This is a genomic window from Microvirgula sp. AG722 (genome assembly GCF_003269145.1).
In the GTDB taxonomy this organism is placed as follows: Bacteria; Pseudomonadota; Gammaproteobacteria; order Burkholderiales; family Aquaspirillaceae; genus Microvirgula; species Microvirgula aerodenitrificans.
In genome coordinates this window covers 1-13,409 of the sequence record NZ_QLTJ01000007.1, presented here as the reverse complement: position 1 = coordinate 13,409, position 13,409 = coordinate 1, and the positions used below count along the sequence as shown (strand labels likewise).

The following is a 13,409-nucleotide window of genomic DNA, read 5'->3' as shown; positions in this document are numbered from 1 at the left end:
GGCCGGACCGCAACAGGGAGACAGGGTGGAAACCGTTTATGACCATGATCGACTGAACGCGCTGGAGGCCGTATCGGCTGCGCAGAAGATCGCCTTTGCGCCGATTCTGTTCCAGGCGGTCTGGTGCCTGCGCGAGACCGGCCTGCTGGCCGCGCTGGAACGGCACGACCGCGACGGCGCGAGTCTGGAAACCCTTGTCGACGACAGCGGGCTGACACCCTATGCCGTGGGGGTGCTGCTGGACATGGGACTGAGCGGTGGCGTGCTGTTCCTGAAGTCGGCGCGTTACCGGCTGACCCGGGTCGGTCACTACCTGCTGAACGATCCGATGACCCGGACCAACATGGACTTCACCCAGCACACCTGCTACGAGGCGATGCGCCATCTGCTGGATGCCATCCGCAGCGGCAAACCGTCCGGACTGCAGGTGTTCGGCGACTGGCCGACCATCTACCCTGCACTCGGCGAACTGCCCGACGAGGCGCGCGAAAGCTGGTTCGAATTCGACCACTTCTATTCCGATCAGGCGTTCAGCGAGGCGCTGGCGAAAATCTTCCACTACCGGCCTGCGCATATCTATGACGTCGGCGGCAATACCGGCAAGTGGGCGTTGCGCTGTGCGCGCCACGATCCGGACGTGCGTGTCACGCTGCTGGATCTGCCGCAGCAACTGGCCCTGGCGCAGGACAACATCGAACGCGAGGGGCTGGCCGGCCGCATCGACGGCTGGCCGGTCGACATTCTCAAGGCGGAACAGCTGCCCGGCGACGCCGACCTGTGGTGGATGAGCCAGTTCCTCGACTGCTTCAGCGAGGACGAGATCGTCCACATCCTCAAGCTGATCGGCCGCAGCATGCGCCCGGACGCCCGGCTGGCGATCATGGAGCTGTTCTGGGACCGTCAGCGCTTCGAGGCGGCGGCCTTCAGTCTCAATGCGACATCGCTGTACTTTACCTGCCTCGCCAATGGCAACAGCCGTTTCTATCACTCGAAAGTGATGCTGAAGTGCCTGCGGCTGGCGGGCTTCCATGTCGAGGACGAATACGACGACCTCGGCAAGGGTCACACGCTACTGATCTGTCGCAAGCTGGCCGACGCCTGATCCGGCCGGCAGGCAGTCCAGCCGGAGGGCAAGCGGCGGACTGCCGATCGGCGCGGCCTGCGCATCCCGCCAGTGCAGCCGCGCCGGCCACGGCACATGCAGCGCCCAGCTGCAGCCGTCATGCAGGCCGGCCAGCACCTGGCCGTGCGGCGTGCGCGGATAGCGCAGCGTGGCGGCGACCGGATCGACCTCGACCCGGGACAGCTCCGCCAGCCCGTGCCCTCCCGCCTTCAACGCCGCCTCGCGGATGCACCACAGCAGGTAGAAGCGTTCCAGTGCCGGACCTGACGCCATCCAGTCGCGCTCCGGTGCCGAATACAGCGCATCGGCCATGTCGGCCATGTGCGTGCGTGGTCGCGGCAGTTCGATATCGAGGCCGACCGGCCCGGTTCCGCCCAGGGCAACCGCAATGCAGTCGCGGCTGTGGCTGAGGCTGAAGGCGGGCAGCGCGGCATCGCGGAAACGGGGGCGGCCGCCGGCCTCGCGCACGATCTCCGGCAGCTCCTCCATGCCGTGCGTTACCGCCAGCAATCGTGCCAGCAGCGCGCGGGCGGCCAGCGAGGCGCGCTGCGGGAGCGGCGCCGCGTCCGCGTCCGGCGGCACAAGGCGGGCAAAGGCCAGATGGATGTTCATGCGCGCATTATCCGCCTGCCGCGCGGGTTTGGCCCGCCGCCGGCAAGGGAACGCTGTTCTATACTCACTCGCATTCTGCCCGGGCTCCGGGCATCCTAGTCATTCGACCCTGCGCCATGGAGCGTCCGTGAACCCTGTTTCTCCCCGCAACGATCTGGCGCGCGCGCTGCTCCTCATCCTGATTACCAGTCTGCTGATTGCCGGCAGCCTCTGGGTCCTGCGTCCGTTCCTGGTCGCGCTGGTCTGGGCGACCACGGTGGTCGTCGCGACCTGGCCCATCCTGCTGTCGGTGCAGCGCCGGCTGTGGGGACGTCGCAGCCTGGCAGTGCTGGTCATGATGCTGATCATGCTGGTGCTGCTGGTGCTGCCCATCGTCGCCGGGATTTCCATCGTGGCCGAGCATGCCGACGCGATCGCCGGCTGGGCCAAGGCACTGCCCGCCTACACCCTGCCGGCGCCGCCGGCGTGGGTGGGACAGCTGCCGCTGATCGGCAACGCCGTCGGCAGCGAGTGGCAGCGCCTGTCCGATGCCGGCTCCGGCGGCGTGCTGGCCCGGCTGCAGCCGTATGCGATGCTGATCGCCAACCAGGGGCTGGCTGCCGCCGGCTCGGCCGGCATGCTGGTCGTCCACCTGCTGCTGACGCTGGCGGTGTCCGCCATTCTGTACGCCCGGGGCGAAGCGGCGGCCTGCGGCCTGCGGCGCTTTGCACGCCGGCTGGCCGGCTCCCGGGGCGAGAATGCGCTGCTGCTGGCCGGCATGGCCATCCGCGCCGTTGCGCTGGGCATCGTCGTCACCGCGCTGACCCAGTCCGCGCTCGGCGGGCTCGGCGTCTGGATTGCCGGCGTGCCGTTTGCCGGTCTGCTGACCGTGCTGATGCTGCTGCTGTGCATCGCCCAGATCGGGCCGACGTTGCCGCTGCTGGGCGCGGTGGCATGGCTGTACTGGCAGAACGAGCCGGTGTGGGCGACGTCGCTGCTGGTCTGGACCGGCATCGTCGGCACGCTGGACAATGTGCTGCGACCCATCCTGATCCGGCGCGGCGCCGACCTGCCGCTGCTGCTGATCCTGGTCGGCGTGATCGGCGGCCTGCTGGCCTTCGGCATCGTCGGCCTGTTTGTCGGTCCGGTGATTCTGGCCGTGTCCTATACCTTGCTGAAGGCATGGATCGATGAGGGCCTGGTGTCGCCTGTCGTGACGCCGGACAGCGTCCCGACCCCTGCCGACAGTCATTCCCCCCACTCACAGGAGTAAGCCATGTCGATCCTCTCCACCGGAGGCCGCCGGATTGCCGGCTGGCTGGCCGTGGCCGCCTGCGTCGTACTGACCGCCTGCTCGACGCCGCAACTGACCTCGGTCTGGCGCAGCCCCGATTTCAGCGGACCGGCACCGAAGCAGATACTGGTGATCGGCATCAGCAAGAGCGACAGTCATCGCCGCATCTTCGAGGACAGCTTTGCCCGGAGCCTGCGCGATGCCGGCATCCCGGCCGCGACCAGCTATGCGCTGCTGCCGGAAAGCGGGCAGCTGTCGCGGGCCGACATCCGCGACACGGTCACCCGGACCGGTTCCGACGCGATCCTGGTCACCCGGCTGCTGCGCGTCGATCAGCGCATCAGCGTGTCGCCCGGCTACATGGGACCGGGCTATGGCGGCTTCTATGGCTGGTATGGCGCGGCCTGGGCATCGATGCCGCCGCAGGTCGACCAGTATGAAGTGCTGGTCATCGAGTCGACGCTGTGGGACTTCAAACAGGAAAAAGTCATCTGGAGCGGCACCAGCGAAACCATCGCCGGGCAGGACGTGGCCGGGCTGACCACGAAGCTGGCCGGGGTGCTGATCGAGCGCATGCGCAAGGACGGCGTACTGTAATTCCGGATCACGGCGGCGCGTGGCCGTTGGTGGATGGCGAAGCGAATGGTATGTTTCGCCATCCTCATTCCGTCATGGAGACGTGATGCTCGCCATTATCGGCGGCAGCGGCCTGTACCGCCTGCCCGGTTTCGAATCCACCCAGCGCCAGATCGTCCGCACCCCGTTCGGCGATCCGTCCTGCCCGCTGACCTTCGGCCTGATCGGCGGCCATCCGGTCGTGTTCATCGCCCGCCACGGCTACGGACATTCGCTGGCGCCGCACGAGATCAACTACCGCGCCAACATCTGGGCACTGGCGGAGCAGGGCGTGAGCGGCATCGTCGCCGTCGGCTCGGTCGGCGGCATTTCCGCCGGCGTGCCACCGGGCACCGTCGCGGTGCCGGACCAGATCATCGACTACACCTGGGGCCGCGCGCACACCTATTTCGAAGGCGCCGACATCCCGGTCGTCCACACCGACCTGACACTGCCCTATGACGCCAGACTGCGCGCGCGCCTGCTGCAGGCCGCAAAGAGCGCCGGCGTCGACGCCCATGATGGCGGCGTGTATGCCTGCACCCAGGGGCCGCGACTGGAAACCGCGGCGGAAATCCGCCGGCTGGAACGCGACGGTGCCGACATGGTCGGCATGACCGGCATGCCGGAAGCCGCGCTGGCCCGGGAAAAGGGCGTGCCGTATGCGTGCCTGGCGCCGGTGGTGAACTGGGCCGCCGGCAAGGGCGACAGCGTCGCCTCGGTGACCTTCGACAGCCAGAGCCAGGCCTTTGCCGCCGCACTGGAGTCGGTCGGCAAGATCCTGATCGCCGCGGTCACCCACGGCAGCCACTGAACCGGTTTGCATTTGCCCGCGGGTGGCCCACACTCGCGGTGTCCCTTCTTTGACACCGGACCCGACAATGTTCTCCCGGCTGCGCGAAAATATCCGCTGCGTGTTCGACCGTGATCCCGCCGCGCGGACCGTCTGGGAAGTGCTTACCTGCTATCCCGGCTTCCACGCCCTGACACTGCACCGGCTGGCGCACGGGCTGTGGCAGCGCGGCTTCAAGTGGAGCGGGCGCTTCGTGTCGCATCTGTCGCGCTGGCTGACCGGCATCGAGATCCATCCCGGCGCCCGTATCGGCCGCCGGGTGTTCATCGACCACGGCATGGGCGTCGTGATCGGCGAAACGGCAGAAGTCGGCGATGACTGCACGCTGTATCATGGCGTCACCCTGGGCGGCACCAGCTGGCAGAAAGGCAAACGCCACCCGACACTCGGCGCCGGGGTCGTGGTGGGCGCCGGCGCGAAGGTGCTGGGGCCGATCACCGTGCACGACAAGGCGCGTATCGGCTCGAACGCTGTCGTCATGAAGGACGTGCCGGCTGGCGCGACCGCCGTCGGCATCCCGGCCAGACTGGTCGAGTCGCGCGATGGCGGCAGCACCGACACGCGCTTTGCCCAGTACGGGGTCGGCGGCGACATGAACGATCCGGTGGTCAAGGCGCTGCACGCGCTGATCGACCATTCGGCACTGACCGACCGGCGCCTGGAACGGCTGCTCGCCCTGCTCGAACAGCACGGTATCGACACCGGAAACGCCGGCCGCAACGGCGACGATTTCGACCCTGACCGGCTCAATAAAATTGTTGACTAAAACACTCGGGTTTTAGTATTCTCACCATCGAAATTCGATGAGGGAGAACGACATGCGATTGACCACCAAAGGCCGCTTCGCCGTAACCGCCATGCTGGATCTGGCGCTGCGCGAGCACAACGGTCCGGTCACGCTCGCCGGCATCAGCGAGCGCCAGGGCATCTCCCTGTCCTATCTCGAGCAGTTGTTCGGCAAGTTGCGCCGTGCCGAACTGGTGGACAGCGTGCGCGGTCCGGGCGGTGGTTACTGTCTGGCCCGGGATGCAGTCAACATTTCCGTCGCGAACATCATCATCGCCGTCGACGAACCGCTCGACGCCACCTCCTGTGGTGGGCAGGAAAACTGTCACGACAGCCACCGCTGCATGACCCACGATCTGTGGACCGATCTCAACCGCACAATCTATGCCTACCTCGAGGCCGTTACGCTCGGCAGCCTGGTGGATCAGCAGCGCGCGCAGTGCGGACAAAATGTGCTGGTCGACGCCCGTGAGCGGCGCGGCCGCAGCGACGCACGCGCCGCAGCCTGACGAACCTCATTGGCAACTGGAGCATATCGATGAGCCAACTTTCGCTTCCCGTCTATCTCGACTACTCGGCAACCACCCCGATCGACCCGCGTGTCGCCGAGGCGATGATCCCGTTCCTGACCGAAAAATTCGGCAACCCCGCATCGCGCAGCCACAGCTTCGGCTGGGTCGCGGAAGAGGCGGTCGAAAACGCCCGTACCGAAGTCGCGCGGCTGGTCAACTGTGATCCGAAGGAAATCGTCTGGACGTCCGGTGCGACCGAGTCCAACAACCTGGCCATCAAGGGCGCGGCCCAGTTCTACAAGACCCGGGGCCGCCATCTGATCACGGTCAAGACCGAACACAAGGCCGTGCTGGACACCATGCGCGAGCTGGAGCGCCAGGGCTTTGAAGTCACCTATCTCGACGTGCAGGACAACGGTCTGCTCGACCTCGACCGCCTGCGCGACGCCATCCGTCCGGACACCATCCTGGTGTCGGTCATGCTGGTCAACAACGAAATCGGCGTGATTCAGGACATGGATGCCATCGGCAACCTGTGCCGCGAAAAGGGCGTGCTGTTCCATGTTGATGCCGCCCAGGCCACCGGCAAGGTCGTGATCGATCTGGAAAAGCTCAAGGTTGACCTGATGAGCTTCTCCGCCCACAAGACCTATGGCCCGAAGGGCATCGGCGCGCTGTACGTCCGCCGCAAGCCGCGTGTGCGCATCGAGGCGCAGATGCATGGCGGCGGTCACGAACGCGGCATGCGCTCCGGCACGCTGGCCACGCACCAGATCGTCGGCATGGGCGAGGCATTCCGCATCGCCCGCGAGGAAATGGCCACCGAGAACGAACGCATCCGCATGCTGCGCGACCGGCTGTGGAGCGGGCTGTCCGACATCGAACAGGTCTACCTGAACGGTGACCTCGAACGCCGCGTCGCCCAGAACCTGAACGTCAGCTTTAACTTCGTCGAAGGCGAAAGCCTGATCATGGCGATCAAGGACCTGGCCGTGTCGTCGGGTTCGGCCTGCACGTCGGCGTCGCTGGAACCGTCCTACGTCTTGCGCGCCCTGGGCCGCAACGACGAACTGGCGCACAGCTCGATCCGCTTCACCATCGGCCGCTTCACCACGGTCGAGGAAATCGACTTTGCCGTGAAGCTGCTGCACGACAAGATCGGCAAGCTGCGCGAACTGTCGCCGCTGTGGGAAATGTTCAAGGACGGCGTCGACCTGAACAGCGTCCAGTGGGCCGCGCATTGATTGACTGACGGGCTGATCCCGACCGGAAACAGGGCGGATCGGCCTCGCTTCGAGGAGTAGAGAAATGTCTTACAGTTCCAAGGTCATCGACCACTACGAGAATCCCCGCAACGTCGGTTCGTTCGAAAAGGGCGACACCACCATCGGGACCGGCATGGTCGGCGCACCGGCCTGTGGCGACGTGATGAAGCTGCAGATCAAGGTCGGTGCCGACGGCGTGATCGAGGACGCGAAGTTCAAGACCTACGGCTGCGGTTCCGCCATCGCCTCCAGCTCGCTGGTCACCGAATGGGTCAAGGGCAAGACGCTCGACGAAGCCCTGACGATCAAGAACACCGCGATTGCCGAAGAACTGGCGCTGCCGCCGGTCAAGATTCACTGCTCGATTCTGGCCGAGGACGCCATCAAGGCGGCCGTGACCGACTACAAGCAGAAGCACGGCGCGGAAAACTGAGAAGGGACGCATGATGTCGATTACCCTGACCGAAAGCGCGGCGCGTCACGTCCAGCGCTACCTCGAAAAGCGTGGCAAGGGTGTCGGACTGCGGCTGGGCGTCAAAACCTCCGGCTGCTCCGGCATGGCCTACAAGCTCGAGTTCGTCGACGCGGTCGACGGTTCGGACCTGACGTTCGAGAGCCACGGCGTCAAGGTGTTTACCGATGCGAAGAGCCTGGCCTACCTTGACGGCACCGAACTCGATTTCGTCAAGGAAGGCCTCAACGAGGGCTTCAGGTTCAACAACCCGAACGTGAAGAACGAGTGTGGTTGCGGTGAGAGCTTCCACGTCTGAGCCCCGCTTGCCAGGCGCGCCCTCCGCGAGGAGGCGCGCCTTGTTCATTTCTGCTGCACTGTCCGCCCGATGACCCACTTTTCCCTGTTCGACCTGCCCCAGCGCTTCGCCGTCGACCTGCCGGCACTTGAAGCCGCCTACCGTCGCGTGCAGGCCGAGGTCCACCCTGACCGCCATGCGCACAAGCCGGATGCCGACCGGCGTCTGGCCATGCAGTACGCGACACGCGTGAACGAAGCCTACCAGGTGCTGAAGCGCCCGCTGCTGCGCGCGCGCTATCTGCTGTCGCTGGCGGGTGTCGATACCCAGGAAGAAACCAACACCGCGATGCCGGTCGACTTCCTGATGGCACAGATGGAGTGGCGCGAGGCCGTGGCGGACGCGCGGATCGCGCGCGACGTCGACCAGCTGGAACGCCTGTCGGCCGACGTCCGTCGCGACACCGACGCGCTGACCGTCAGCCTCGGGCAGGCGCTGGATGTCGACGCAGACAATGAAACTGCGGCGCTGCTCGTGCGAAAATTGCGTTTTCTCGAAAAACTCGATGAAGAAATCGGCGATGCCATCGAGGCGCTGCTGTTCTGATTCCGATGATTCCCAAGGGGTGACGAGACCGCAGGCCGCCGGACTGATCCGGCGTGCCGCCGCCAGCGGTCGTCCTCGTCCCGTTTTGTGGTGACATAACGTTCATGGCTCTGCTGCAAATCTCCGAACCCGGCCTGTCGGCCGCTCCGCACCAGCATCGCCTCGCGGTCGGCATCGACCTGGGCACGACCAACTCCCTCGTGGCGACCGTGCGCAGCGGTTCTGCCACCGTGCTGCCGGACGAGCATGGCTACAACCTGCTGCCCTCGGTGGTCCGCTACATGGAAGACGGCAGCGTCGTCGTCGGCCATGCCGCGCGCGCGCGGCAGAGCGACGATCCGCACAACACCATCGTCTCGGTCAAACGCTACATGGGCCGCGACCTGAAAGACATCGGCGACACCGCCTCGACGCCGTACCGCTTTGTCGATGCGCCGGGCATGGTGCAGCTGGCGACCCGCCAGGGCGTCAAGTCGCCGGTCGAAATCTCCGCCGACATCCTGCGGGCACTGAAAGTCCGCGCCGAAGCGTCGCTGGGCGGCGAACTGACCGGTGCCGTCATTACCGTGCCGGCCTACTTCGACGACGCACAGCGTCAGGCGACCAAGGACGCGGCGCGGCTGGCCGGCCTCAATGTGCTGCGCCTGCTGAACGAACCGACGGCGGCGGCCATCGCCTACGGCCTGGATAACGCGTCCGAAGGCGTGTACGTCGTCTATGACCTTGGCGGCGGCACCTTCGACGTGTCGGTGCTGCGCCTGACACGCGGCGTGTTCGAAGTGCTGTCGACCAGCGGCGATTCCGCGCTGGGCGGCGACGATTTCGACCAGCGCGTGTTCTGCTGGATTCTCGAACAGGCATCGCTGTCGCAACTCGAAGACCACGACATCCGCCTGCTGCTGACCCACGCCCGCGCTGCCAAGGAACGCCTGACCGACGCCAGCGAGGCGCATATCAACACCGTGCTGTCGGACAAGACCGAAGTCGACCTGCTGCTGACGCGCGACGTCTTCGGCGACATCAGCCGCACGCTGGTGGAAAAGACCCTGCTGCCGGTGCGCAAGGCGCTGCGCGACGCGAAGATCGCGCCGGCGGACGTCAACGGCGTGGTGCTGGTCGGCGGCGCGACGCGCATGCCGCAAATCCGCCGCTCGGTCGGCGAGTACTTCGGCTGCACGCCGCTGACCAACCTCGACCCGGACCAGGTCGTCGCCCTCGGTGCCGCCATGCAGGCCAATGTGCTGGCCGGCAACAAGACCGAAGACGACTGGCTGCTGCTGGACGTGATTCCGCTGTCGCTCGGTATCGAAACCATGGGCGGGCTGGTGGAAAAGATCATTCCGCGCAACAGCACCATCCCGACCGCGCGGGCGCAGGAATTCACGACCTTCAAGGACGGGCAGACCGCCATGGCGGTGCATGTGCTGCAGGGCGAGCGCGAACTGGTTACCGATTGCCGCAGCCTGGCGCGTTTCGAACTGCGCGGCATCCCGCCGATGGTGGCCGGTGCGGCGCGGATCCGCGTCACCTTCCAGGTCGATGCCGACGGCCTGCTCGGCGTCAGCGCGCGCGAGCAGTCGAGCGGCGTCGAGGCCAGCATCTCGGTCAAGCCGAGCTACGGCCTGACCGACGACCAGATCACCCAGATGCTGGCCGACTCGATCGAACACGTGAAGGACGATATCGTCGCGCGCAAGCTGCGTGAAGCCGTGGTTGACGCGGAAAGCCTGCTCGCCACGACGGAAGCCGCACTGCAGGTCGACGGCGATCTGCTCGACGGCGCCGAGCGGGCCGCGATCGTCGATGCCGAAGCCGGGCTGCGCAGCGCGATCGCCTCGCAACAGACCGTGGCCATCAACGCCGCCACTGCCCGCCTGAACGACGCCACCAACGAATTTGCCGCCCGGCGCATGGATCGCAATATCCGTCGCGCGCTGGCCGGCCAGAAAATCAGCGACCTGTAAGGACTCCCCATGCCGAAAATCATCGTCCTGCCCAATCCCGACCTGTGTCCGGACGGGGCGGTCATCGACGCCGTTCCCGGGCAGAACCTCTGTAAGCTCCTGCTGGAACACGATATCGAGATCGAGCATGCCTGCGAAATGAGCTGCGCCTGCACCACCTGCCACGTCGTGGTGCGCGAAGGCTTCGATTCCCTTGATCCGTCCGACGAGCTGGAAGACGATATGCTCGACAAGGCATGGGGGCTGGAACCGCAGTCCCGCCTGTCATGTCAGGCCATCGTGGCGGAAGACGATCTGGTCGTGGACATTCCGCGCTATACCGTCAACCACGCCCGCGAACATCATTGATCAGCTCATCGGACCGGCCGTCAACTGCCGGCCGGGCAGGGGAGAAGCATGAGTGAGCATCCTCAGGGCGCGACAGGCGGCGGCAGCGTCGCCCGGGTCGCGGAAGCACTGAAAGCACTGGGCCTGCAGGCCGAGATCCGCGAAATGGCGGATTCGACCCGCACCTCGGCCGAAGCCGCCGCCGCCATCGGCTGCAGCGTGGCGCAGATTGCCAAATCCATGGTCTTTCGCGAGGTCGACAGCGACCGCGCACTGATCGTCGTCGCCAGCGGCACCAACCGCGTGTCGACCGCCAAGCTGGCGGCACTGACCGGCAAGACCATCGGCAAGGCGAACGCGGACTTCGTGCGCGAAAAGACCGGCTTCGCCATCGGCGGCGTATCGCCGGTCGGCCATGCCAACGATCCGGTCGATCTGCTGCTGGATGAAGACCTGTTCCAGTATGACGAGCTCTGGGCCGCAGCCGGCAGCCCGTTCGCCGTGTTCCGCACCACGGCCGCCGACCTGGTGGCGGCTACCGGTGCCCGTGTCGCCGACATCAAGGAGAATTGAACATGAAATGGACCGATACGCTGGATATCGCCATCGAGCTGGTGGAGCAGCACCCGGACATCGACCCGAAAACGGTACGTTTTACCGACCTGCGCGACTGGGTGATGGGACTGCCCGACTTCGACGACGACCCCGGTCACTGTGGCGAGAAGATCCTCGAAGCCATCCAGATGGCGTGGATCGATGAAGCCGAATAAGCTGTAGCTATTACCAGAAACGCTCCGCATGCCGGAGCGTTTTGCTCACTGTGACCTGCACGCGGGAGATTTCATGCAATTGATCATTGGTAACAAGCGCTATTCGTCCTGGTCGCTGCGGCCCTGGCTGCTGATGCGCCACTTCGATCTGCCGTTCGACGAAATCATGGTCAACCTGTACCAGGGTGACACCCGTGCCGAGCGGCTGGCTTACTCGCCGACCGGCAAGGTGCCGGCACTGATCGACGATGGCGCGCTGGTCTGGGAATCGCTGGCCATCCTTGATTATCTGGCCGAGCGTTTTCCGCAACTGCCGCTGTGGCCGGCGGAACGGATTGCCCGTGCCCATGCGCGTTCGATCGCCGCAGAAATGCATGCCGGCTTTGGCGCACTGCGCCAGGCGATGCCGACCAACTTCTGCGCCCGCCTGCCCGGGCGCGGCCATACCGACGCGGCCCTGGCCGACGTGGCGCGGGTGGTCGAACTGGTCAGCGACTGCCGGACCCGCTTTGGCGGCACCGGACGTTTCCTGTTTGGCGAGTTCGGCATTGCCGATGCCATGTATGCGCCAGTGGCGACCCGGCTTGTCACCTACGGCGTCCAGCTGCCGCCGCTGGTGCGCGACTGGGTCGATGCCCTCTATGCACTGCCGGCAATGAACGAATGGCTGCAGGCCGCAGAAAGCGAACCGCTCATCCGTTCGGCTGAACCCTACGCCGACGCCTGATCTTCCTTCCCCAGAACGAGGACTCCGCATGCTGATTGATCTCTCCGACGCCACCCTGCTGGTGGTCGACATCCAGGACAAGCTGCTGCCGGCCATTCGTGGCGCGGAAGCGCTGCTGGCCAATGCCGGCAAACTGATCTCGGCCGCGGCCGATGCCGGTCTGCCGATTGTCTTCTCCGAACAGTACCCGCGCGGACTGGGGCATACCGCCCCGTCGCTGCTGGCGCGGGCGCCGCGTGCCGATATCGTCGAAAAGAACCACTTCTCCTGCGTGGCCGCCGGTTGCCTGCCGGACAGCCTGATGGCGCGCTCGCAAGTGATCGTGTGCGGGATGGAAGCCCACGTCTGCGTGCTGCAGACCGTGCTGGAACTGCGCGCGCAGGGCAGGCAGGTCTTCCTGGTCCGCGACTGCATCGGCTCCCGCGCCGACAGCGACGTCGACGTCGCCCTGCTGCGTTGCCAGCAGGCCGGAGTGATTCTGGTGACGCGCGAAATGGTGCTGTTCGAGACCCTGCGTCTCGCCGGCACCGACCTGTTCCGCCATATGAGCAAGACCTACCTGGTGGAAGACAAGCCGCTTGGCGTGTCGCAGCGGGAGAGCGCGGTCATGCAGGGGCAGCTGCGCGGCAAGACCTTTGCCGAAATCCTGCCGCTGCTGGACGCAGGGCGCGGCCACTTTGCGGCGGCCTGCCGGCTGACGCTGCTGGGGTTCGAGAGCGAAGTGCCTCCGGTCCTGCTGGAAGACAAGCCGGGACAGAGCGGTTCGTTGCGCGTCTACCGCTATCTGCTCGATCATTTCCAGGCCCGTATCGGCCCGGAAGCGGCCGAAGCCGGGCTGCTGCTGTATGCGGAACACAGCGCGGATGCCCGGGCGAACCCCGGAAAACACCCGAATATCGACCGTCTGCTGGACATCGCCAGCGGGAAATCGCCTTCGCTGATTGCCGTCGCAGGATGAAGCGGGAAAAGTGGTTTCAGGAAAAATCTTTCCGCTCAAGGACTTGCCGGATCGGTGACAAAAAAGCGGAAAACGGGTGTTGACGGAAGAGAGGGGCGGACGTATAGTTCGCTTCCTCGCTGCACGACGCAGCGCCGAACGAAGCAGCAAGTCGCTGATTCAGTTCGGAAAAACGCTCTTTAACAAAACAGACAACCGATAAGTGTAGGCGCTTGCTGAAAAGCAAGGCTTACACAGTCAAGGAAGAACTTTCAGAAGTTCTTTTGAGA

17 protein-coding genes are annotated in these 13,409 nt (G+C 65.5%); 16 read left to right on the top strand and 1 reads right to left on the bottom strand.

What is annotated here, in order from left to right:
* Nucleotides 1–25: 25 nt before the first annotated feature.
* Complete coding sequence (locus DFO50_RS10635) at nucleotides 26–1,102, top strand: methyltransferase (RefSeq protein WP_028499517.1); 1,077 nt, start codon at nucleotides 26–28, stop codon at nucleotides 1,100–1,102.
* On the opposite strand, the gene DFO50_RS10630 is transcribed toward DFO50_RS10635, so the two are convergent.
* Nucleotides 1,070–1,735 carry a 4'-phosphopantetheinyl transferase superfamily protein gene (locus tag DFO50_RS10630; RefSeq protein ID WP_112692484.1) on the bottom strand — a complete coding sequence of 222 codons (666 nt, stop codon included), beginning with the start codon at nucleotides 1,733–1,735 and terminating at the stop codon, nucleotides 1,070–1,072. The genes DFO50_RS10635 and DFO50_RS10630 overlap by 33 nt on opposite strands.
* A gap of 127 nt (nucleotides 1,736–1,862) precedes the next feature.
* On the opposite strand from DFO50_RS10630, the gene ydiK reads away from it, so the two are divergent.
* The 15 genes from ydiK (at nucleotide 1,863) to DFO50_RS19555 (ending at nucleotide 13,140) form a co-directional block, all read left to right on the top strand.
* Complete coding sequence (gene ydiK, locus DFO50_RS10625) at nucleotides 1,863–2,987, top strand: AI-2E family transporter YdiK (RefSeq protein WP_028499516.1); 1,125 nt, start codon at nucleotides 1,863–1,865, stop codon at nucleotides 2,985–2,987.
* Nucleotides 2,988–2,990: 3 nt separating this feature from the next.
* Nucleotides 2,991–3,605: a hypothetical protein gene (locus tag DFO50_RS10620; protein WP_107889294.1), complete on the top strand. Its 615-nt coding sequence runs from the start codon at nucleotides 2,991–2,993 to the stop codon at nucleotides 3,603–3,605.
* A gap of 85 nt (nucleotides 3,606–3,690) precedes the next feature.
* Nucleotides 3,691–4,437, top strand: coding sequence for an S-methyl-5'-thioinosine phosphorylase (locus tag DFO50_RS10615; RefSeq protein WP_028499514.1), 747 nt, complete (start codon nucleotides 3,691–3,693; stop codon nucleotides 4,435–4,437).
* A gap of 49 nt (nucleotides 4,438–4,486) precedes the next feature.
* On the top strand, nucleotides 4,487–5,242 hold the full coding sequence (gene cysE, locus DFO50_RS10610) for a serine O-acetyltransferase (RefSeq protein ID WP_373280117.1): 756 nt from the start codon (nucleotides 4,487–4,489) through the stop codon (nucleotides 5,240–5,242).
* Between the two features lie 52 nt (nucleotides 5,243–5,294).
* Nucleotides 5,295–5,771, top strand: coding sequence for a Fe-S cluster assembly transcriptional regulator IscR (iscR, locus tag DFO50_RS10605; protein WP_028499512.1), 477 nt, complete (start codon nucleotides 5,295–5,297; stop codon nucleotides 5,769–5,771).
* Between the two features lie 29 nt (nucleotides 5,772–5,800).
* Nucleotides 5,801–7,018, top strand: coding sequence for an IscS subfamily cysteine desulfurase (locus DFO50_RS10600; protein ID WP_028499511.1), 1,218 nt, complete (start codon nucleotides 5,801–5,803; stop codon nucleotides 7,016–7,018).
* A 64-nt stretch (nucleotides 7,019–7,082) separates the two neighbouring features.
* Entirely contained in the window at nucleotides 7,083–7,472 is a 390-nt protein-coding gene (gene iscU, locus DFO50_RS10595; protein ID WP_028499510.1) for a Fe-S cluster assembly scaffold IscU, read from the top strand.
* 13 nt (nucleotides 7,473–7,485) lie between these two features.
* Entirely contained in the window at nucleotides 7,486–7,809 is a 324-nt protein-coding gene (gene iscA, locus DFO50_RS10590) for an iron-sulfur cluster assembly protein IscA (protein ID WP_028499509.1), read from the top strand.
* Nucleotides 7,810–7,878: 69 nt separating this feature from the next.
* Complete coding sequence (hscB, locus tag DFO50_RS10585) at nucleotides 7,879–8,394, top strand: Fe-S protein assembly co-chaperone HscB (RefSeq protein ID WP_028499508.1); 516 nt, start codon at nucleotides 7,879–7,881, stop codon at nucleotides 8,392–8,394.
* Nucleotides 8,395–8,498: 104 nt separating this feature from the next.
* Nucleotides 8,499–10,358 (top strand): Fe-S protein assembly chaperone HscA, encoded by a 1,860-nt coding sequence (hscA, locus tag DFO50_RS10580; protein ID WP_028499507.1) that lies wholly within the window; start codon nucleotides 8,499–8,501, stop codon nucleotides 10,356–10,358.
* Between the two features lie 9 nt (nucleotides 10,359–10,367).
* Complete coding sequence (fdx, locus tag DFO50_RS10575; protein ID WP_028499506.1) at nucleotides 10,368–10,706, top strand: ISC system 2Fe-2S type ferredoxin; 339 nt, start codon at nucleotides 10,368–10,370, stop codon at nucleotides 10,704–10,706.
* 48 nt (nucleotides 10,707–10,754) lie between these two features.
* Nucleotides 10,755–11,258: a YbaK/EbsC family protein gene (locus DFO50_RS10570; protein WP_233495239.1), complete on the top strand. Its 504-nt coding sequence runs from the start codon at nucleotides 10,755–10,757 to the stop codon at nucleotides 11,256–11,258.
* A 2-nt stretch (nucleotides 11,259–11,260) separates the two neighbouring features.
* Complete coding sequence (gene iscX, locus DFO50_RS10565) at nucleotides 11,261–11,455, top strand: Fe-S cluster assembly protein IscX (protein WP_028499504.1); 195 nt, start codon at nucleotides 11,261–11,263, stop codon at nucleotides 11,453–11,455.
* Between the two features lie 73 nt (nucleotides 11,456–11,528).
* A complete protein-coding gene (locus DFO50_RS10560) occupies nucleotides 11,529–12,182 on the top strand; it encodes a glutathione S-transferase family protein (protein ID WP_028499503.1) in 654 nt (217 codons plus the stop codon).
* A 28-nt stretch (nucleotides 12,183–12,210) separates the two neighbouring features.
* A complete protein-coding gene (locus tag DFO50_RS19555; protein WP_084300104.1) occupies nucleotides 12,211–13,140 on the top strand; it encodes an isochorismatase family protein in 930 nt (309 codons plus the stop codon).
* The last annotated feature ends 269 nt before the right edge of the window (nucleotides 13,141–13,409 follow it).